This is a genomic window from Streptomyces sp. DH10, from assembly GCF_029813805.1.
GTDB lineage: Bacteria > Actinomycetota > Actinomycetes > Streptomycetales > Streptomycetaceae > Streptomyces > Streptomyces coeruleofuscus.
In genome coordinates, this window is record NZ_JARVKU010000016.1 from 22,510 (window position 1) to 41,093 (window position 18,584).

Consider the following 18,584-nt stretch of genomic DNA (forward strand, 5'->3'; position numbering starts at 1 on the left):
GCACGGGGGCCCCGGTCCCCACGGGCATACTCCGCAATCGTCCCCCGAAACCGCAAGGCCCGCCCGCTCGGCGGACGGGCCCGGGCGGTGTCCGCCGTCAGCCCAGGACCTGCGCCGCCTCCGGCGAGGAGTCCTTCAGGAACTGGGAGCAGCGCTCGTACTCCTCCTGCTCGCCGATCGCCTGTGCGGCACGGGCGAGGGCGTGCAGGGCACGCAGGAAGCCGCGGTTCGGCTCGTGCTCCCACGGGACCGGGCCGTGGCCCTTCCAGCCGTTGCGGCGCAGCGCGTCGAGGCCGCGGTGGTAGCCCGTACGGGCGTAGGCGTACGACTCGACGGTCGCGCCCCGCTCGTACGCCTCGTCGGCGAGCTGCGCCCAGGCGAGCGAGGAGGTGGGGTGTGCGGCGGCGACGTCGACCGGCGCGGTACCCGACGCGAGCATTTCCCGTGGCCCGGGGTCGTCGGGGAGGTGGGTCGGGGGCGGGCCCCCGAGGAGGTTCTCGTGAATGGACATGAGGTCAAGTCTGCGCCATGAGGACGGCTGCGGTGCAGTGCCGGGGTGGACAACGCCGTGCTTCGGGGTGCACGGGCGACTGCCCGCGGCTCGGCCGGTCCTACGACAACCGCTTCCGCACCGGCTCCCCCTCCAGCGGCGGTGCCGTCACACCGCCCTGTCTCAGGCACTCCGGCCGCTTGCAGCCCGGCGGCGGCCTCCGTACCGTCGCGGCCGCGACGACCGACCCCACCACCAGCACCCCCGCACACCACGCCATCGACTTCCCGAAGGCGACGTCGAACGCAGCCGGCTCCCGGTACGCCTCCTCCCCCATCCCCGCCAGCAACGGCAACGCCGCCACCGCCACCAGCCCCGCCGCCCGGGCCGCCGCGTTGTTGATCCCGCTGGCCAGCCCCGCCCGGGACACGTCCACCGACCCCAGCACGGTCGCCGTCAGCGGCGCCACCAGCGTGACCATGCCCAGCCCGAGCACCAGGAGCGCCGGCAGCACGTCAGCCACGTACGACGCCCCCGGCCCGACCCGCAGCATCAGCAGCATCCCCGCGGCGCACAGCAGCGGCCCCACCGTGAGCGGCAGCCGCGGTCCGATCCGGTCGGCCAGCTCGCCGGACCGCGCCGACAGCAGCAGCATCAGCGCGGTCGTCGGCAGCAGCGCCGTACCGGCCGCGAGGGCCGAATAGCCCACCACCACCTGGAGCTGAAGCGCGGCGAGGAAGAAGAACCCGCCGAGGGCCGCGTACACGCACAGCGTGACGAGGTTGACCGCGGTGAACTGGCGGGAGGCGAAGATGTCCGGCGGCATCATCGGCTCGGACCGCCGCCGCTCGACGACCACGAACGCCACGGCCGCGCCCGCCCCCGCCACCGCCGTGACCGCCACCACCAGGCCGTCCGCACCGGCCGCCTCGATCAACGCGTACGTCAGCAGCGCGAGCGCCGACGCGCCCAGCACCGCCCCCAGCACGTCGAACCGGCCCCGGGCCCCCTCGCCGCCCGACTCGGGCACGTGCCGCAGCGCCACGGGGACGCACAGCAGCGCCAGGGGAACGTTCAGCAGGAACACCCACCGCCAGCCCGGCCCGTCCACCAGCCAGCCGCCGACGAAGGGCCCGACCGCCGCCCCGACCCCGCCGAAGCCGGACCACAGGCCCACCGCGCGGCCCCGGTCGTCGGGATGGAAGGAGGCCTGGATCAGCGCCAGCGAACCGGGGGTGAGCAGAGCACCGCCCACCCCTTGCAGGGCGCGCGCGGCGATCAGCACCCCGGCGTTCGGCGCGATCCCGCACAGCAGGGAGGCCACCGCGAACCACACCACACCGACGACGAACACCTTCCGGCGCCCGAAACGGTCACCGAGCGCCCCGCCCAGCAGGATCAGCCCGGCCAGCGTGACCATGTACGCGTTGACGGTCCACTGGAGGGCCGCCATGTCCGCGTCGAGGTCACGGCCGATGCGGGGCAGCGCCACGTTGACGACGGTCGAGTCCAGCAGGGCCATGCTGGAGCCGAGGACGGTGGTGAGCAGGATCCACCGGCCCTGGGGTGAGGTCAGCCGCACATCGGGCATGCAGGGAGCATACGGAAGAGCCCGGCACCACAGGAGGTGCCGGGCTCCACGCGAGCGGACCGGGACTTACTTGATCTTGGTGCCGGTCGAGCGCAGGTGGCCGCAGGCCTCGACGACACGCGCGGACATGGAGGCCTCGGCCAGCTTGCCCCAGGTGCGCGGGTCGTAGGTCTTCTTGTTGCCGACCTCGCCGTCGACCTTCAGGACGCCGTCGTAGTTGCGGAACATGTGGTCCGCGACCGGGCGCGTGAAGGCGTACTGCGTGTCCGTGTCGATGTTCATCTTGACCACGCCGTTCTCCAGCGCGGTGCGGATCTCCTCCTCCGAGGAGCCGGAGCCGCCGTGGAAGACGAAGTCGAACGGGGAGGCCGTGCCGAACTTGGCGGCGACGCCCTCGTTCAGCTCCTTCAGCAGCTCGGGACGCAGGACGACGTTGCCCGGCTTGTACACGCCGTGCACGTTGCCGAAGGAGGCGGCGAGCAGGTAGCGGCCCTTCTCGCCCAGGCCCAGGGCCTCGGCGGTGCGGATCGCGTCGTCGACGGTGGTGTAGAGGGAGTCGTTGATCTCGTGGGAGACGCCGTCCTCCTCGCCACCGGTCGGGGTGATCTCCACCTCGAGGATGATCTTCGCGGCGCGGGCCTGCTCCAGCAGCTCCTGCGCGATGGAGAGGTTGTCGGCGAGGGTCTCGGCGGAGCCGTCCCACATGTGCGACTGGAACAGCGGGGCCAGGCCGGCCTCGACGCGCTTCTTGGACAGCGCCAGCAGCGGGCGTACGTACCCGTCGAGCTTGTCCTTCGGGCAGTGGTCCGTGTGCAGCGCGATGTTCACCGGGTACTTCTCGGCGACGATGTGCGCGAACTCGGCCAGGGCGACCGCGCCGGTCACCATGTCCTTGCTGTACTGACCGCCCAGGAACTCGGCGCCACCCGTGGAGATCTGGACGATGCCGTCGCTCTCCGCCTCAGCGAAACCGCGCAGGGCCGCGTGCAGGGTCTGGGTGGAGGTCACGTTGATGGCCGGGTAGGCGAACTTTCCTGCCTTCGCCCGGTCCAGCATTTCGTTGTAGACCTCGGGAGTTGCGATGGGCATGCGTCCGCTCCTTGTATCTGCGGGTTGGCGTTCTGCGTTCTCGGCCCTGACCTAGACCTTGGGGTGCGACGTCATCGTCGGCCCCATCCTTCCAGACTTGGCCGGAAGGTCCAGGCCACCGTCCACGCCCTGGTCGTTCCGGGCTCAGTCCAGGCCAAGCTCGTCCTTGGAGAACGCGAAGAGGTACGGCACCCCGGCGCCCTCCTGGATCTTCTCCGCGGCACCGGTGGCCCGGTCGACGATGGTCGCGACGGCGACGACCTCGGCCCCGGCCTCGCGCACGGCCTCGACGGCGGTGAGCGGGGAGCCGCCGGTGGTGGAGGTGTCCTCGACGACCAGCACACGGCGGCCCGCGATGTCCGGGCCCTCGACGCGGCGCTGGAGGCCGTGCGCCTTGGCGGCCTTCCGCACGACGAAGGCGTCCAGACGCTTCCCGCGCGCGGCGGCGGCGTGCAGCATGGCGGCGGCGACGGGGTCGGCGCCCATGGTGAGGCCGCCCACCGCGTCGAACTCCAGGTCGGCGGTCAGGTCGAGCAGCACCTGCCCGACCAGCGGCGCTGCCTCGCCGTCGAGGGTGACGCGGCGCAGGTCGACGTAGTAGTCGGCCTCCAGACCCGACGACAGCGTCACCTTGCCGTGCACCACGGCCTTGTCCTTGATCTGCTGCAGCAGCGCGCCGCGTGTGTCCGTCATGCCGCCCAGCTTAGAGGCGGCGCCAGCTCCAGGTCGTGGTGGCCTCCAGCGGCTCCAGGGGCGTGACCAGGCGCGGCATGCTGTTGAGCCCGTTGGGCGGGCCGGTCTGCGGCTCCACGCACACGGCCGCCTCCTGCTCGTCGTAGACGACGACCCACTCCTGCCTGCTGGCCACCTTCAGCTCCAGCTGGCCGGGCCAGGTGAGGGTCACGTCGACGCCGCCGGGCATGCCGAAGCAGTCGTCCCAGGGGCCGGGCTTCGGCTCGACGCGGTTGCCGGTGGGCAGGTGGTCGTCGCCGCGCTCCTCCTGCCAGGCCGGGTCGAAGTCGATGCGCACGTCCTCGCCGCCGAGGTTCCGGTTGAACCACGGGTGCCAGCCGATCTGCGCCGGGAACGACGACTCGTACGTCTCCACGGACATGGTCAGCGTCAGCGCGTCCTCGGTGAGGGCGACGACCTGGGTGACGCGGCCCGGGTGGGGCCAGGGGTCGACGAGCTCGTGGGTGAGGACGGCCTCGGCCGTGCTCGTGCGGGCGGTGCGCCAGGCGCCGTCGCGGGCGGTGCCGTGGATGGCGTGGGGCGGGGCGTTGAGGGGCATCTGCCGTACGGCGGCCCCGTCCAGGAAACGCCCGTCGCGGATCCGCCCGCACCACGGCACCATCGGGAAGGAGCCGAACCGCTCCCCCTGCCGGAGCACCTCGACGCCGCCGATCCGCAGCCCTCCGATCCGGCCGCCGTTGCCCGGCTGCACGGTCACCTCCGCGTCGCCCGCGGTCAGCGTGATGTCTTCGTCACTCACGGGACGACCCTACTGGGGGATCAAGAGGGCATCACCCGGTGCGGGGCTTTTCAGCGGCGCCTGCGCAGGGCCCGGACCGCCACGATGGCCGACGCCAGCGCGAGCGCCGCCGCGGGGGCCGCCCAGCGCAGCGGGGCGGCGGGCATCACGGTCTGCGGCGCGGGCACCGGCGCGTACCGGCCTCGCGGCGGGGCGTGATCGACTTCCTCGGCACTGCGCCCGATCATCGTCCGCCGCGCGTGCGCCGCCTCGGCGATGTCCTCGTCGTCCTCGTCTTCCTCGTCTTCCTCGTCTTCCTCGTGCGAGGGACCGAGAGAGGACGGCGGAATATCGCTCCCGAAGACGGCGGGGGGCTCGGGGGCCGGGGTGGCGGGCTCGGAGGCGGGGGCGGGAGCGTCGTCGTCGGCTGCGGGGGCGGGGGGCTCGTCGGCGTCACCCGGCGCGGAGGACTCGTCTCCGGCTCCAGGGGCGCGAGCGTCGTCGGCGTGACCACGAGCCGACGCCTCGCCGACGTGTCCCGGGGCCGACGAAACCCCGGCCTCCTCGTCGGCCTCGGCCATCACGCCCCCCTCGGCCCCCGCCGGAGGCGGAGGCGGCGGAGCCGCGTCGTCCGCGTCCGGGGTCGTCTCGTGGTCGGTCGTGGCGCGGGGCTCGAAGTCCTGGGTGGCGAGGGGCGCGGTCGTTTCCGGGGCTGCCGCGGCCAGGTGTTCCGCGAAACGGTTCAGCAGGCGGGTGACGGCGCCCTCCACCGCGTCGGACGGGAGGTCCTTGATCCGTCCGTCCGCGGCGGCCGTACCGCCGAACACGACCGTCGTGCCGTCCTCCGCGTCCCGCAGGGCGATCCGCAGCGCGAGTTTCACCGAGCCGCTGCCGCGGGCCTCCGTGGCGTCGCCCTCGACGGCGTACGCCCCGTCCTCCGCCCGGGACACCCGTACGGCACCCCGGTACGTGACGGAGTGGCTGCCGACCCGGATCTTCAGCCGCCCGGTGACGGGCTCGGCGCCGGCGTCCTGCTGGAGCCCCGGAACCGCCCGGGCGACCCGCGCGGGGTCGTCCAGCACCTCCCTGAGCCGCTCGGCCGGAACCGGAACGAACACCTCGTGCTCCATGTGGACGGACTCTACCCAGCACGCGCCGAAACGCACCCCCGCCTTCGGGATTAGCCCCCGATCCGCCCCCACCAGGCGTATCCTCACCGCCCCCACCAGGCAGCCCCGGGCCCGGTCAGCAGCGCGGATGCGCCCGCTCAGTAGCGCGGATGCACCAGCGTCGACGCGGGCAGCCCCGCGATCCGCGTGCCCCGCGCCGCCCGCTCCCCCGCCGCGAGGGACGCGTCCGTGAGGACGTGCGGGCGTGGACCGTCCGGGCCGAGGCGGGGCCGCGGTTCCGTTCGGGCGGCCAGGACGAAGCCCCAGTCCCGGGGTGCCCGGGAGCGGTCGTCGGGGGTGCGGTCGGGGCCGGCGGCGAAACCGTCATGGCGGCCGCCCGTGCGGTACTGGGCGGTGCGGAAACCGGCCGCGCGGAGGGTGGCGTCCACCGTCCAGTACACCCGCGGGCTGGGCACGACGGGCCCGGCGTGCACCACGAGCCGGCCGCCGGGGGCGAGCACCCGCCGCGCGAGCCCGTAGAACTCCTGCGAGTACAGCTTCGTACTGGCCGTGATGCCCGGGTCCGGCAGATCCGAGAGGACCACGTCGTACGACGCCGGGGGCGCTCCGCGCAGCCAGCCGAAGGCGTCCTGGATGGTCACCCGCACGCGCGGGTCGCCGAACGCGTGCTCGTTCAGCGCGGACAGGGCCGGGTCGGTGCGGGCCAGCCGCACCACCTCCTCGTCGAGTTCGACGACGTCGACGCGGTCCACCCCGGGATGCCGCAGCACCTCGCGGGCCGCCAGTCCGTCACCGCCGCCGAGGATCAGCACGCGCGCGTGCGGCCCGGTCATGGCCGGGTGGACGAGTGCCTCGTGGTAGCGCGGCTCGTCCCGCCCGCTGACCCGCAGCCGGCCGTCGAGGAACAGTTCGAGGGGCCGTCCGCGCGTGCCCCCGGTGAGGACCACTTCCTGCACGCCGGTCCGGAGCGCCACCCGTACGTCCCCGCCGTACACCGCCTGCCGGGCGGCCCGCTCGAAGTCGTCGACGAGGACGGCGGCCGAGGCGAGGATCGCCAGCACGAGCGCGTTGGCGAGCAGCAGCAGCCAGCGGGCGCGCCGGGTCAGGTCCCGGCGGAACAGGCCGAGCACCAGCGCGCCCCCGACGACCGCGTTGACGGCGCCGGTGATCAGCGCGCCGGTCAGCTGGCCGAGGAACGGCAGCAGGAGGAAGGGGAAGGCGAGTCCGCCGACGAGCGCACCGACGTAGTCCGCGGCGAACAGGTCGGCCACCGCGCCGCCCGCGTCCTGGCGGCGGATGCGCTGGATCAGCTCCATCAGCAGCGGGACCTCGGCGCCGATGAGCAGCCCGGTCGCGAGGGAGAAGGCGACCAGGAGGCAGCGCGGCCCGCTGGCCCACATCCCGCCCCAGTCGCCGGTCCAGGCGAAGACGGCGTACAGGGCCATCGCGCTGCACCCGCCGACGAGGGCGAGCGTCGCCTCGACCGCGCCGAAGCCGGCCGCGGCGAGCCCGCGCAGCCGCTTCGCGGCGAGGGAGCCGATGCCCATCGCGAAGACCATGACGGACAGCACGACGGACGCCTGGGTGACGGAGTCGCCCATCAAGTACGAGGCGAGGGCGACCAGTTCGAGTTCGTACACCAGTCCGCAGGCCGCGCAGACGAACACGCCCGTCAGGACCAGGAACCGTCCGGTGCCCGGCCGGACGGGCAGCCGCGCCGGGCCGCCGGGGCCGCCCGGAGCGCTCCAGGGCGGCGGGGAACCGGGCGGGGCGGGCGCGTGCGGCTCGATCACGCTGCGACGTTACGTCACGCCTCCACTGCGGTTCGTCACCCACACGTGTGGTGCTGGTTTACAGCGGCCCGGCAACGGTATGAGATCCGGTTCGCCGAGTGGGTGAGGTGCCGGGGGGATTCAGGTGGCGGCGGCCGGCGCCGGCACCCGTACCCCCACCTTCGAGCGGGTCGCCACCAACTGTCCGTCCTGCGGGTACGCGTGCCAGGTGCGCCAGTGCACCTGTCCCTCGTGGTGCTGGGCCAGCAGTGCCGTGAAGGCGTGCGGGCTGCCGGGGAAGACGCCGACCAGGCCGTGCGGATGGTCGGAGACGAGGGCCAGCAACTCCTGGGCGCGGCCCGCGAAGGAGCCGGGCGAGAGGACCTCGACCCGGGCCGCGAACTCGTACTCCCAGTCGCCCACCCGCTTGGCGACGCCCAGCGGAAGCGGCGTGCTGCTGCCGGGAATGCACGCCACCGTCTCCGAGCAGACGCCCCCCTCTCCCTCCAGCAGAACCTGGTGGGACGCGCCGAGAAGTCGCAACTGCACTTTGATGCCGGTCAGTTCGAGGTCGAGCGTGGCCAGTGCGGGAAGCGGCTCGCGCCCCAGGGCCCAGGCGAGATCGGCCGCACGCGTGTCGGTGTAGGAGGTGTTCAGGGTCGTGAGCATGGATCGGCTCCGCAAGCGCACAAGGAGAGGTAGATGGGACCGCTGCACCCCGGTCGCACCGGGCGATTCGGCCCGGGGCAAAACCGGTCGGCCGGTTTCGGGAAGTCGTCCGCAGAACGTCCGAGGGGCTGCGTCGGTGTTTTAGAGGGAATCATGAACTGTGACGCCGCAACAGCGTCTTTACCCAAGTTCGTAGGGTTTCCATCCCTCAGAGGGCTCCACAGCTCAACTGTTCAACTACGGCGTGCGCCGGTGCGCCGTGACTCACGCCGTGATCCAGAACGGGCGGGCACCCGGGCTTTCGCCGCCCTCCTGAAGTACCCGATTGACGGACGCAGTTGCCGGAGTCACGCCTCGTTCCGTCACTTCCCGGCGGCAGTTGTCCTACAGGCATGCGAACTTGCCGGAACACCCTCCGAGTTGCCCGACAGAGGTCGATTACATCCTCCGGACGGGAACCCCGGGCCCCCTCCGGCCGGCACGCGAACGCGGGGCCCGCTCCAGTGCGGACCCCGCGTTCAGCGGTTGCGGCTCCCCCGTCGGGAGTGCGGACGACGTACGTCAGCTGCCTCCGCCGCCGCAGCCGCCTCCTCCTCCACCGCCGCAGGAGGACCCGCCGCCGCAGGAGTGCCCCCCGCTGTCTCCGCCGGACGAGCCGGAGTCTCCGCCCCCGGCCCACCAGCTACCGCCACCGGCGCCCGATCCGCTGGACGCCCCCGCCCCGCGACGGGCCGTCCTTCCGGATCCGCCGCTGCGGGCCTTGGACACCAGCGCCCCGACCAGGACGACTCCGATCACCGCCAGGATGATGCCGACGATCATGGCGTCACCCTCCTTCCGTTCCCCCGAAGCGGCCCCCCGTGGGCGCCTCGCTCTTGCGTGACCGGGAGATGCCCGCCTCGCGTGCGGCCCAAAGCAGAGTTGAGGAAGTCCAGAGCTTCGGCGGAGGATGACCCGCATGACCTCCAGCGCGCGCCCCCTCCTCAATCGCCGGCTCGCCGAGTTCGGGACGACGATCTTCGCCGAGATGTCCGCCCTGGCCCTGAGCACCGGTGCCATCAACCTCGGGCAGGGCTTCCCCGACACCGACGGCCCCGAGGAGGTCAGGGAGGCCGCCGTGCGGGCGCTGCGGGACGGACTCGGCAACCAGTACCCGCCGGGGCCCGGCGTCCCCGAGCTGCGTACCGCGGTCGCCGCCCACCAGCAGCGGCGCTACGGCCTGTCCTGCGACCCCGACAGGGAGGTCCTGGTCACCGCCGGGGCCACCGAGGCCATCGCCGCCTCGCTGCTGGCCCTGGTGGAGCCGGGTGACGAGGTGATCGCATTCGAGCCGTACTACGACTCGTACGCGGCGTGCATCGCGATGGCGGGCGGGCGCCGGGTGCCGGTCACGCTCCGGCCGCACGAGGGCAGCTTCCGCCTCGACCTCGACGAACTGCGCGACGCCGTCACCGACCGCACCCGCCTGCTGCTGATCAACACGCCGCACAACCCGACCGGCACGGTCCTCACCCGGGCGGAACTGGCCGCGATCGCCGAGCTGGCGGTGGAGCGGGACCTGCTCGTGGTGACGGACGAGGTGTACGAGCACCTGGTCTTCGACGACGCCGAGCACGTGCCGCTGGCGACGTTCCCGGGGATGCGCGAACGCACGGTCACCATCGGGTCGGCCGGCAAGACGTTCTCGTTCACCGGCTGGAAGGTCGGCTGGGTGACGGCGGCGCCGGAGCTGGTCACGGCGGTGCGCTCGGCGAAGCAGTACCTGACGTACGTGGCGTCGGGGCCGTTCCAGTACGCGATCGCGGAGGCCCTGGCACTGCCCGAGTCGTACTTCACGGCCTTCCGGGACGACATGCTGGCCAAGCGGAACCTGCTGGCGGCGGGCCTGGAGGAGGCCGGTTTCCGGGTCTTCCGGCCGTCGGGGACCTACTTCGTCACCACCGACATCCGCCCCCTCGGCGAGACGGACGGCTTCGCCTTCTGCCGTGCCCTGCCGGAACGCGCCGGTGTCGTCGCGATCCCCAACGCGGTCTTCTACGACCACCGCGAGGAGGGCGCCCCGTTCGTACGGTTCGCGTTCTGCAAGCGGACGGGCGTGCTGGAGGAGGCCGTACGCCGCCTGAAGGACGTCGGCGGGGCCTGAAAAGGCGTACGGCGCGTACAGCACGTACCTCTCTGCTCGTACGCGCCGACGCGCCGCTGGGGCGGGGCCTGCTGCGGCCTACTCCTCGTCCTCGGGCTTCTCCGCCTCGTTGATCTCCTCCTCGAGACCGAGCTGTTCGATGAGCCACTTGTCGAACTCGATCGCGGCCCGCACCCAGCTGACCGTCGAGGAGACGAAGTGCTCCAGGCTCACGCCCATGCCGATCAGCATCTGGGCCTCGCCGATCAGGCGGACCGTACCGTCGTCGTGGGTGTGGCTGTAGACCTTGGGCCACAGGGTGCGGCGGTTCCAGTCGTCGATGGACTCCAGGATCTGCGGCTTGGCCTCGATCTCGTGAGGCCGGTCGTAGAACGTCCGCACGGAGAAGACCTGCTGGTCTCCCTCACCCCGGAACATGAAGTAGGTGCGGAACTGCTCCCACGGCGCCGCGAGGTCTCCCTCGTCGTCGACGACATACTTGAGCTCCATCTGGTCGAGGAGCTGCTTCACGAGGTCCTGATCCGGGACGACGGGGCCCGCCGGTCCTTGCGGCTGCGGCTCGGGCTGGCCCCCGAAGTTCGGAATCGAGGACGGGTCGATGGTCACCGTGATTTTCCCTTCGTACGGATCCCGCCATCCTCCCCCATGCGGGGAGGGGGGTGGCAAGCCCCGACTACCCCGCTAAGCCCATGGCTGACACGATCCGGTCAACCGCAACCTCCAGGTGCCGCACGCCGTCCTCCTGAATGACGGACGGAGGGGGCAGCGGTGGCGGAACCGGGCAGGGGTTACACGCGGTGGCGGCTGATCCTGCCCGTCCTGGCCGTGCCGGTGCTCGTCCTCGGGTTCCTGACCGCCGGACTCTTCGTCTGGGCCCTGTCGGACGAGGGGGACCCCCGCGCGGGGGCCCTGAAGAAGGTGACCTGCGCGGAGGCGCTGGCCTTCGGCGGTGCCTCGGCCCCGGCGCACGCCCAGGTCGGGGACTGCACCATGCAGCACGGCATCGACACCGCGTACACGGCGGTGCTGCGGATGCCGCGCGAGGACGTGCGCGGCTGGCTGCGCGAGACGTATCCGAAGGCGCCCGAGGCTCGCTCGGACGCCTCCTGCGGGGCGCTCTGTCTCGACGTGAGCCACGAGGACGGCCTGCCCGCCACGGCCGGGGCACACGTGGTGCAGGTGCGGGTGGAGTACGTGAACGCCGGGACGGCGCGGGTGCGCTTCTCGGCGTTCACGATGTGACGGATCCTTCGGCCCTACAGTGTCTTGCCCGCAGCCGGTCCCACCAGCAGTTCGTCGCCGAAGCGGTCGACGCGGACCGTGTCGCCGTCCTTGATCTCGCCGGAGAGGATCTCCTTGGCGAGGCGGTCGCCGATGGCGGTCTGGACGAGGCGGCGCAGCGGGCGGGCGCCGTACGCCGGGTCCATGCCCTCCTCCGCGAGCCAGGCCAGGGCCTCGGGCGTGACGTCCAGGGCGAGGCGCCGCTCGGCGAGGCGCTTGGCCAGGCGCTCGATCTGGAGCCTGGCGATGCGCTCCAGCTCGGGCTTGGTGAGGGCGGCGAAGACGACCAGGTCGTCCAGGCGGTTGAGGAACTCCGGCTTGAAGGAGGTCCGCACCACCTCCAGGACCTGCTCCTTCTTCTCCGCCTCGCTGGTGAGCGGGTCGACCAGGAACTGGCTGCCCAGGTTCGACGTCAGCACCAGGATGGTGTTGCGGAAGTCGACCGTGCGGCCCTGCCCGTCCGTGAGGCGCCCGTCGTCGAGCACCTGGAGCAGGATGTCGAAGACCTCGGGGTGGGCCTTCTCCACCTCGTCCAGCAGGACGACGGAGTAGGGGCGGCGGCGCACCGCCTCCGTGAGCTGGCCGCCCTCCTCGTAGCCGACGTATCCGGGCGGGGCGCCGACCAGCCGGGCCACGCTGTGCTTCTCGCTGTACTCCGACATGTCGATGCGGACCATCGCCCGCTCGTCGTCGAAGAGGAAGTCGGCGAGGGCCTTGGCCAGCTCCGTCTTGCCGACGCCGGTCGGGCCGAGGAAGAGGAAGGAGCCGGTGGGGCGGTCGGGGTCGGAGATCCCGGCGCGGGACCGCCGTACGGCGTCGCTGACCGCCCGCACGGCCTCCGTCTGGCCGATGAGGCGCTTGCCCAGCTCGTCCTCCATACGGAGCAGCTTCTGCGTCTCGCCCTCCAGCAGACGCCCGGCGGGGATGCCGGTCCAGGAGGCGACGACGTCGGCGATGTCGTCGGCGCCGACCTCCTCCTTGACCATGGTGTCCCTCGCGACCTCCTCCTCGGCCTCGGAGGCGGCCTCCAGTTCCTTCTCCAGGGCGGGGATCTCGCCGTAGAGCAGCTTGGAGGCGGTGTCGAAGTCGCCGTCGCGCTGGGCGCGCTCGGCCTGGCCGCGCAGTTCGTCGAGGCGTTCCTTCAGCTCACCGACGCGGTTGAGGGACTGCTTCTCCTTCTCCCAGCGGGCGGTGAGGCCGCGCAGCTCCTCCTCCTTGTCGGCGAGGTCGCGGCGCAGCTTCTCCAGGCGCTCGCGGGAGGCCGCGTCGGTCTCCTTGCCGATGGCCAGCTCCTCCATCTTCAGCCGGTCGACGGCGCGCTGGAGTTCGTCGATCTCGACGGGCGAGGAGTCGATCTCCATGCGCAGCCGGGAGGCCGCCTCGTCGACGAGGTCGATGGCCTTGTCGGGCAGGAAGCGGGAGGTGATGTACCGGTCGGAGAGGGCGGCGGCGGCGACCAGCGCGCTGTCGGCGATCTGCACCTTGTGGTGGGCCTCGTAGCGGCCCTTGAGACCGCGCAGGATCGCGATGGAGTCCTCGACGCTCGGCTCGGCGACCAGCACCTGCTGGAAGCGCCGCTCCAGGGCGGCGTCCTTCTCGATCCGCTCGCGGTACTCGTCGAGGGTCGTGGCACCCACCATGCGCAGCTCACCGCGCGCGAGCATGGGCTTCAGCATGTTCCCGGCGTCCATGGCGGAGTCGCCGCCGGCACCGGCCCCCACGACGGTGTGCAGCTCGTCGATGAAGGTGATGATCTGCCCGTCGGAGTCCTTGATCTCCGCGAGGACGGTCTTCAGCCGCTCCTCGAACTCGCCCCGGTACTTGGCCCCGGCGACCATGGCGCCGAGGTCGAGGGCGACGAGGCGCTTGTCCTTGAGGGACTCCGGCACGTCCCCCTTGACGATCCGCTGGGCGAGCCCTTCGACGACGGCGGTCTTGCCGACCCCGGGCTCACCGATGAGCACGGGGTTGTTCTTGGTACGGCGGGACAGCACCTGCACCACGCGCCGGATCTCCTGGTCCCGCCCGATGACGGGATCGAGCTTGCCTTCCCGCGCGGCGGCGGTGAAGTCCGTCCCGAACTTCTCCAGGGCCTTGTACTGGCCCTCCGGATCTGCCGTGGTCACCCGGCGCGCTCCCCGCGTCTTCTGGAAGGCGTCCTGGAGCTTCCTGGCGTCGGCGCCCTGCTGGGACAGCACCTCGCCGGCCGCGCCGCCCTTCGCGGCGATGCCGAGGAGGAGGTGCTCCGTGGAGAGGTACTCGTCCCCGAGGTCCTTGGCGCGGGCCTGCGCGTCGGCGACGACGGCGAGCATCTCGCGGTTGGGCTGGGGCGGCGCCACGGTGGATCCGGTCACACTGGGCAGCCCGGCGAGCACGCGCTCGGCTCCGGCGCGCACGGCCGCCTGGTCGGCGTCGACCGCGGCGAGCAGATCGGTGATGTTCTCGTTGTCCTGTCCCTGGAGCAGCGCGAGAAGCAGATGGGCGGGGGTGAGGTCAGGGTGCCCCTCCGTGACGGCCCTGTTGCTGGCCGCGTTGATCGCGTCCCGGCTCCGGTTGGTCAGCTCGGCGTCCACGTTCGCGTTCTCCTCCTTGCACTGACCCGAACGACTTACACAAAGTTGAGTCTAGTCCACTCAAGGACCATTCGGGGAGGGTCGCAGGGGTTAAGTTCCGGGGCATGGCGACCAAGTACTCCGTCGATCCCGGCGCTCCGGACGAGCCGTACCTCAGCTTCTGGCGGGAACGGCACGTGTGCACCCTGACGACTCCCCGCCCGGACGGCACTCCGCACGTGGTACCCGTCGGGGTCACATACGATCCCGCGGCCCGGCTTGCTCGGGTGATCACGAACAAGGCGAGCGCCAAGGCGCGGCACGTGCTGGCCGCCGGGGAGCAGGGGGCGGCGGTCGCCGTCTGCCAGATGGAGGGCCGGCGCTGGGCGACACTGGAGGGCCGGGCCTTCGTCCGCACCGAGCCGGACCGGGTCGCGGAGGCGGTACGCCGCTACGCAGAGCGCTACGGACGGACGCCCTCACCGAATCCCGCACGCGTGGTGATCGAGATCGAGCTGACGCGGGCGATGGGGCGAGGCTAGGCCGACGCCACAGTTCGCCGAAGTGAAAATCCACACCGGTGATCGATTGGATCCAGCCACAGCGTGACCGCGTCGATAACCGGAAATGTCGCCAGAAACTGCAGCGGCGTCACCGTGTTCAGGTCACGGTGACGCCGCTGCGGGGGGAAGCGCCTGAGCGATCTGTTACGACGGGGGAATCGCGTCAGGCACTGCGGGGGGTGGCAGAGATGGTCCTCGGGGCAGGAGAGTCGGCCTCCACCTGCTCGTGGTCCCTTTGGTCCAGGTTCACAAAGATCATTCCGTACCGTACGGCACACCGCACGGGCTGCGGCGCCCCCCGAGGCCGCCGCAGACACCGGTAAGCCCGTACGTCCTCGTCCTCGTCCCGCGTGACGACCACCGGCTCGCCGAAAACGGTCACCATCAACGAGTCGCCGCTGTGGGGGATGGCGGTGACCAGGTCGATGAAGTGCCAGCCGGAGCGGTAGGCGGTGGCCATTTCGCGACGGAAGGAGCGGTCGTCGGGTGGAGTGGTCACGGTCAGCTCCCGGCTTCGTCAGCAGCGGAACCCGCGGAGTTTCCACTGCTGGCGGCGTCGGCGTTCACCGCCACCGAAGGCCAGGTACTGTTCGCCCGCACCTCGTCCTTCGCGTCGGAGAAGCCCCCGAGCACACCCAGGGCCGCGGCGGCGGAGAAGGCGGCGACAAGCACCGAGCGAAGCATTCTGCTGCACATAGTCGGCTTCGTCCTCACTTGAAGGTCCCCTTTTCCCCCGTCAGGTACGACGATGGCTCATTCGGGCACGTCATGGCCACAGAATCAATGCATCATGTTCCTGCATGTTCAGGACCCTGGGGGGTGGAGATTTGGGATCGAATCAGACTAATGCGACACATCCCCATCCGATTACGGAGTTGTGCGAGGAAGGCGGCCGTCTATACACCATCGCGCTGCGCGCCGGACGCCTGGCGCGCGAGGACGCCGACCCTGCTCCCTGTCTGATCGAGCTGGCCCTGCTCCACCCCGATCCCGACGATCCGACCTGGCTGCGGCCGGTTCCCCCCGTGGTGGCCCTCTCACGGCAGCTCAACCCCCTGGAACAGGAGATAGCGGCGCGCAGGCGGAGGGCGGTCGAACTCGCGGAGACCTTTCAGCCGTTCATGACGCTCGGCGCGCAAATGGCCACGACCAGCGACTCCATCACCGTCCTGGAAGGCGGTGAGCGGATCAACGCCGCGCTGAATATGGCCACGTCCCAGTGCCAGAGCGAGATGCTCACGCTGCAACCGAGCGACCGCGTGTCCGAACACAGCCTCCTCCAGGGGATGATGCGCGACCGGCCGCTGATAGAACGCGGTGTGCGGATACGCACGGTGTACCAGCACACCGCCCGGTACAACCCGGAGCAACTGGCCTACTCCGCCCGGCTCGCCGACGGCAAGGCGGAATACCGCACGATCGACGAGCTCGTGGAACGCCTCATCATCTGCGACGAGACCGTCGCTTTCATCCCCACCCGCGACGACCAGCAGGTCGCGCTGGAACTGCGGCACCCGGGGATCATCCGCTACCTGATCAAGGTGTTCGAGTTCATGTGGAACCGCGCGGTCCCGCTGAGCGAGAGCACTCCCTACGAGATCGCGCCGGACGGCATCACTGAGATCCAGTACTCCATCGCCAAGCTCCTCGTCGAGGGTCACGTCGACGAGGCCATCGCCCGCCGTCTGGGCATGAACGTGCGGACATGCCGAGCCCACATAGCCAAACTGGCCTCGCTCCTGGGCAGCGGCAGCCGGGCCCAACTCGGCTATCTCATCGCGCAGTCGGGAATCCTGGAGCGGGAGGGAGCGCCCGAGTGAGCGCGCCGCACCGCGAGCACGGCATGGAGGACCTGTGCTCCGCGGGCACGGAGCTGTACGAACGGGCCCTGCGACAGGGGCGGTTGTCGGCCGAGGAGGCCCAGGCGGCCCCCTGCCTCGTCGACCTGGGGCTGCTGCACCCCGCCGTCGACGAACCGATCCGGCTGGAGCCCGTCGCCCCGGTCGTCGCGCTGCACCGGCTGCTGCGGACCTCCGAGGAGCGGATCGCGAGCGAGCGGCGGCGTGAGGCACGACTGGCCGAGACGTTCGGCTCCCTGATGAGGACAGCCGGCCCGCACCCCGCGGTCACCGACACCCCCACGATCCGGCTGCTCACCGGCACGGAGCGGATCAACCAGGCCATCACCGAAGCCATGGCCGAAGCCTCTGAGGAGACAGCCAGCGTCCAGCCCCGCGCAGGACTCACCGGCGAACGCGGGCAAGTGGCCGACGCCACGGCCTTCGGCCGCGATCAGGCCGCGCTGGACCGCGGCTGCCGCCTGCGCACCCTGTACCCGCACACGATGCGCCACTTCCCGACGATCACCGCCCGTCACGAGCGTCTGAAGGGTGACGTCGAAGCGCGCTCGCTGGACGAAGTCCCCGACCGTCTCATCCTCGTCGACCGCGCCGTGGCCTTCGTGCCGGCCGACAAGGACGGCGGGCTGGCCCTGGAGATCCGGCAACCGGCCATCGTCGACCACCTGGCCACCACCTTCGACCGCCTCTGGCGCCTGGCCACCCCCATGTTTCCCGAAGCCGCACCCGAGCCCTCCCCCGAGGGCATCACCGCCCGCCAACGCGCCATAGCCGCCCTCCTCACCGAAGGCCACACCGACGCCGTCATCGCCGACCGGCTCGGCATGAACATCCGCACCGCCCGCGTCCACATCGCCAAGCTCGCCGCGACGCTGGGCAGTCAGAGCAGGGCTCAACTGGGCTATCTCATCGGGCAGTCCGGGATTCTTGACCAGGAGCGCTGAGGGTCGGGGAGGCCGCCGGCTGCGGGGGGCCGTCCAGGCCCACCTGGGCGATCCGCACACCCAACTGCGTACGGCTCGCCGCCCCCAGCGTCTCCGACAGCCGGGCGATGTGCGCCCGGCACGTCCGCACGCTGATCCCCAGCCGTTCCGCGATCACCGCGTCCTGGTGTCCCTCCGCCAGCAGCGCGGCGATGGACTGCTCGCGGTGGGAGATGCCCTCGATGCCGGTGTCCGGGAGCGGGGCGGTCAGCGGGATGGCCAGGCGCCAGAGCCGCTCGAACACCGTGACCAGGTACTCGACGATCGCCGGGTGCCGTAGCTCCAGGGCCATCGTGCGGTCGGTGTTGGCGGGGATGAAGGCCACCGTCCGGTCGAAGAGGATCAGCCGGTCGATCACCTCGTCCAGCGTGCGCGCCTCCACCGCGTCGCCCATCAGCTCCAGGTAGTTCAGCAGCCCCTGCCCGTGCCGGGCGACATGCGTGTACAGGTCCCGCATCCGCACGCCACGGCCGCGCAGCGTCAGCGCCCGGTGCAGCCCCTCGGAGAGTTCCGCCTCGCGCCGGATGCCGCCGGGCTGCACCGTGAGCACCTCGGTCGTGCACGCCTGGGTCGCCTCGTCCATCGCGGCCTGGATCCGGGCCAGGCCGTCCAGCACCCGGATCGCCGAGCCCTCGCCCGCCGACGGGGCCGGCTGCACCTGACGCCCCAGCCCGGCGTACCACTCGAACGCCGCGACGGCCGAACCCACCCGCCGCTGACTCGCGCTGACCTCGTCGTACATCCCGCGCAGCAGCCGGGTCATGACCTCCTGCGGGGAGGTCGGCACCAGCCAGTCCATGTCGTCGGGATCCGGGTGCAGCAGGGCGAGTTCCAGCAGGCAGGGCACCGGATCCGCGTCCCGGCGCGGCACACGGCCCCGGCGTACGGCCCGGGAGTACACACGGTCCCCCGCCTCGCACAGCCGGTCAGCACCGTGAGGATGCTCCTCCGCCCCGTGCCCGGCCATCGCCCATCCCACCCCCGGTTTCGC

19 protein-coding genes are annotated in these 18,584 nt (G+C 71.6%); 5 read left to right on the forward strand and 14 right to left on the reverse strand.

The window, feature by feature from the left end:
* Nucleotides 1–97: 97 nt before the first annotated feature.
* The 9 genes from QC385_RS28760 to QC385_RS28800 all read right to left on the reverse strand — a co-directional run bounded on the left by QC385_RS28760 (nt 98) and on the right by QC385_RS28800 (nt 9,034).
* Complete coding sequence (locus tag QC385_RS28760; RefSeq protein ID WP_279544306.1) at nt 98–511, reverse strand: DUF3151 domain-containing protein; 414 nt, start codon at nt 509–511, stop codon at nt 98–100.
* 100 nt (nt 512–611) lie between these two features.
* Nucleotides 612–2,081 carry an MFS transporter gene (locus QC385_RS28765; protein WP_279544307.1) on the reverse strand — a complete coding sequence of 490 codons (1,470 nt, stop codon included), beginning with the start codon at nt 2,079–2,081 and terminating at the stop codon, nt 612–614.
* A gap of 66 nt (nt 2,082–2,147) precedes the next feature.
* Nucleotides 2,148–3,170: a class II fructose-bisphosphate aldolase gene (gene fbaA / locus QC385_RS28770; protein WP_279544308.1), complete on the reverse strand. Its 1,023-nt coding sequence runs from the start codon at nt 3,168–3,170 to the stop codon at nt 2,148–2,150.
* Nucleotides 3,171–3,314: 144 nt separating this feature from the next.
* On the reverse strand, nt 3,315–3,863 hold the full coding sequence (gene pyrE / locus QC385_RS28775) for an orotate phosphoribosyltransferase (protein ID WP_104783174.1): 549 nt from the start codon (nt 3,861–3,863) through the stop codon (nt 3,315–3,317).
* A gap of 10 nt (nt 3,864–3,873) precedes the next feature.
* Entirely contained in the window at nt 3,874–4,662 is a 789-nt protein-coding gene (locus QC385_RS28780; RefSeq protein WP_279544309.1) for an aldose epimerase family protein, read from the reverse strand.
* Between the two features lie 50 nt (nt 4,663–4,712).
* Nucleotides 4,713–5,771, reverse strand: a complete 1,059-nt coding sequence (locus tag QC385_RS28785; protein ID WP_279544310.1) for an SRPBCC domain-containing protein — start codon at nt 5,769–5,771, stop codon at nt 4,713–4,715.
* A gap of 137 nt (nt 5,772–5,908) precedes the next feature.
* Nucleotides 5,909–7,564 carry a polyamine aminopropyltransferase gene (locus QC385_RS28790; protein ID WP_279544311.1) on the reverse strand — a complete coding sequence of 552 codons (1,656 nt, stop codon included), beginning with the start codon at nt 7,562–7,564 and terminating at the stop codon, nt 5,909–5,911.
* A 120-nt stretch (nt 7,565–7,684) separates the two neighbouring features.
* Complete coding sequence (locus tag QC385_RS28795) at nt 7,685–8,212, reverse strand: DUF2617 family protein (protein WP_279544312.1); 528 nt, start codon at nt 8,210–8,212, stop codon at nt 7,685–7,687.
* Between the two features lie 561 nt (nt 8,213–8,773).
* Nucleotides 8,774–9,034, reverse strand: coding sequence for a hypothetical protein (locus QC385_RS28800; protein ID WP_279544313.1), 261 nt, complete (start codon nt 9,032–9,034; stop codon nt 8,774–8,776).
* Between the two features lie 127 nt (nt 9,035–9,161).
* Between QC385_RS28800 and QC385_RS28805 the strand changes: the two genes are divergently transcribed.
* Nucleotides 9,162–10,355: a pyridoxal phosphate-dependent aminotransferase gene (locus QC385_RS28805; RefSeq protein WP_279544314.1), complete on the forward strand. Its 1,194-nt coding sequence runs from the start codon at nt 9,162–9,164 to the stop codon at nt 10,353–10,355.
* Nucleotides 10,356–10,433: 78 nt separating this feature from the next.
* Here QC385_RS28805 and QC385_RS28810 read toward each other — a convergent pair whose 3' ends face one another.
* Nucleotides 10,434–10,961 (reverse strand): YbjN domain-containing protein, encoded by a 528-nt coding sequence (locus QC385_RS28810; protein WP_010032094.1) that lies wholly within the window; start codon nt 10,959–10,961, stop codon nt 10,434–10,436.
* A gap of 162 nt (nt 10,962–11,123) precedes the next feature.
* On the opposite strand from QC385_RS28810, the gene QC385_RS28815 reads away from it, so the two are divergent.
* The gene (locus QC385_RS28815; protein ID WP_279544316.1) at nt 11,124–11,597 is read left to right on the forward strand and encodes a hypothetical protein; all 474 of its coding nucleotides are present in this window, start codon (nt 11,124–11,126) and stop codon (nt 11,595–11,597) included.
* Between the two features lie 14 nt (nt 11,598–11,611).
* Here the strand turns inward: QC385_RS28815 and clpB are convergent, their stop codons facing one another.
* Entirely contained in the window at nt 11,612–14,209 is a 2,598-nt protein-coding gene (gene clpB, locus QC385_RS28820) for an ATP-dependent chaperone ClpB (protein WP_279544317.1), read from the reverse strand.
* A 104-nt stretch (nt 14,210–14,313) separates the two neighbouring features.
* Here clpB and QC385_RS28825 point away from each other — a divergent pair, with 104 nt between their 5' ends.
* Nucleotides 14,314–14,730, forward strand: a complete 417-nt coding sequence (locus QC385_RS28825; RefSeq protein WP_150482153.1) for a pyridoxamine 5'-phosphate oxidase family protein — start codon at nt 14,314–14,316, stop codon at nt 14,728–14,730.
* Nucleotides 14,731–14,914: 184 nt separating this feature from the next.
* On the opposite strand, the gene QC385_RS28830 is transcribed toward QC385_RS28825, so the two are convergent.
* Both QC385_RS28830 and QC385_RS28835 read right to left on the reverse strand, forming a co-directional pair.
* Nucleotides 14,915–15,250: a hypothetical protein gene (locus tag QC385_RS28830; protein ID WP_086604769.1), complete on the reverse strand. Its 336-nt coding sequence runs from the start codon at nt 15,248–15,250 to the stop codon at nt 14,915–14,917.
* A 2-nt stretch (nt 15,251–15,252) separates the two neighbouring features.
* Complete coding sequence (locus QC385_RS28835; protein WP_279544318.1) at nt 15,253–15,423, reverse strand: hypothetical protein; 171 nt, start codon at nt 15,421–15,423, stop codon at nt 15,253–15,255.
* Between the two features lie 128 nt (nt 15,424–15,551).
* On the opposite strand from QC385_RS28835, the gene QC385_RS28840 reads away from it, so the two are divergent.
* Both QC385_RS28840 and QC385_RS28845 read left to right on the forward strand, forming a co-directional pair.
* Nucleotides 15,552–16,571, forward strand: coding sequence for a helix-turn-helix transcriptional regulator (locus tag QC385_RS28840; protein WP_279544319.1), 1,020 nt, complete (start codon nt 15,552–15,554; stop codon nt 16,569–16,571).
* Nucleotides 16,568–17,554, forward strand: coding sequence for a helix-turn-helix transcriptional regulator (locus tag QC385_RS28845; RefSeq protein WP_279544320.1), 987 nt, complete (start codon nt 16,568–16,570; stop codon nt 17,552–17,554). Before QC385_RS28840 ends, QC385_RS28845 begins: the two co-directional genes overlap by 4 nt.
* On the opposite strand, the gene QC385_RS28850 is transcribed toward QC385_RS28845, so the two are convergent.
* Nucleotides 17,517–18,560, reverse strand: a complete 1,044-nt coding sequence (locus tag QC385_RS28850) for a helix-turn-helix transcriptional regulator (protein ID WP_279544322.1) — start codon at nt 18,558–18,560, stop codon at nt 17,517–17,519. The two genes, QC385_RS28845 and QC385_RS28850, sit on opposite strands and share 38 nt — an antisense overlap.
* Nucleotides 18,561–18,584: the final 24 nt, after the last annotated feature.

Excerpts from the sequence above, each read along its gene's own strand:
- QC385_RS28760 (WP_279544306.1), bottom strand. The coding sequence starts at position 511 with ATGTCCATTCACGAGAACCTCCTCGGGGGCCCGCCCCCGACCCACCTC.
- QC385_RS28765 (WP_279544307.1), bottom strand. The coding sequence starts at position 2,081 with ATGCCCGATGTGCGGCTGACCTCACCCCAGGGCCGGTGGATCCTGCTC.
- fbaA (WP_279544308.1), bottom strand. The coding sequence starts at position 3,170 with ATGCCCATCGCAACTCCCGAGGTCTACAACGAAATGCTGGACCGGGCG.
- pyrE (WP_104783174.1), bottom strand. The coding sequence starts at position 3,863 with ATGACGGACACACGCGGCGCGCTGCTGCAGCAGATCAAGGACAAGGCC.
- QC385_RS28785 (WP_279544310.1), bottom strand. The coding sequence starts at position 5,771 with ATGGAGCACGAGGTGTTCGTTCCGGTTCCGGCCGAGCGGCTCAGGGAG.
- QC385_RS28795 (WP_279544312.1), bottom strand. The coding sequence starts at position 8,212 with ATGCTCACGACCCTGAACACCTCCTACACCGACACGCGTGCGGCCGAT.
- QC385_RS28800 (WP_279544313.1), bottom strand. The coding sequence starts at position 9,034 with ATGATCGTCGGCATCATCCTGGCGGTGATCGGAGTCGTCCTGGTCGGG.
- QC385_RS28805 (WP_279544314.1), top strand. The coding sequence starts at position 9,162 with ATGACCCGCATGACCTCCAGCGCGCGCCCCCTCCTCAATCGCCGGCTC.
- QC385_RS28825 (WP_150482153.1), top strand. The coding sequence starts at position 14,314 with ATGGCGACCAAGTACTCCGTCGATCCCGGCGCTCCGGACGAGCCGTAC.
- QC385_RS28840 (WP_279544319.1), top strand. The coding sequence starts at position 15,552 with ATGTTCAGGACCCTGGGGGGTGGAGATTTGGGATCGAATCAGACTAAT.
- QC385_RS28850 (WP_279544322.1), bottom strand. The coding sequence starts at position 18,560 with ATGGCCGGGCACGGGGCGGAGGAGCATCCTCACGGTGCTGACCGGCTG.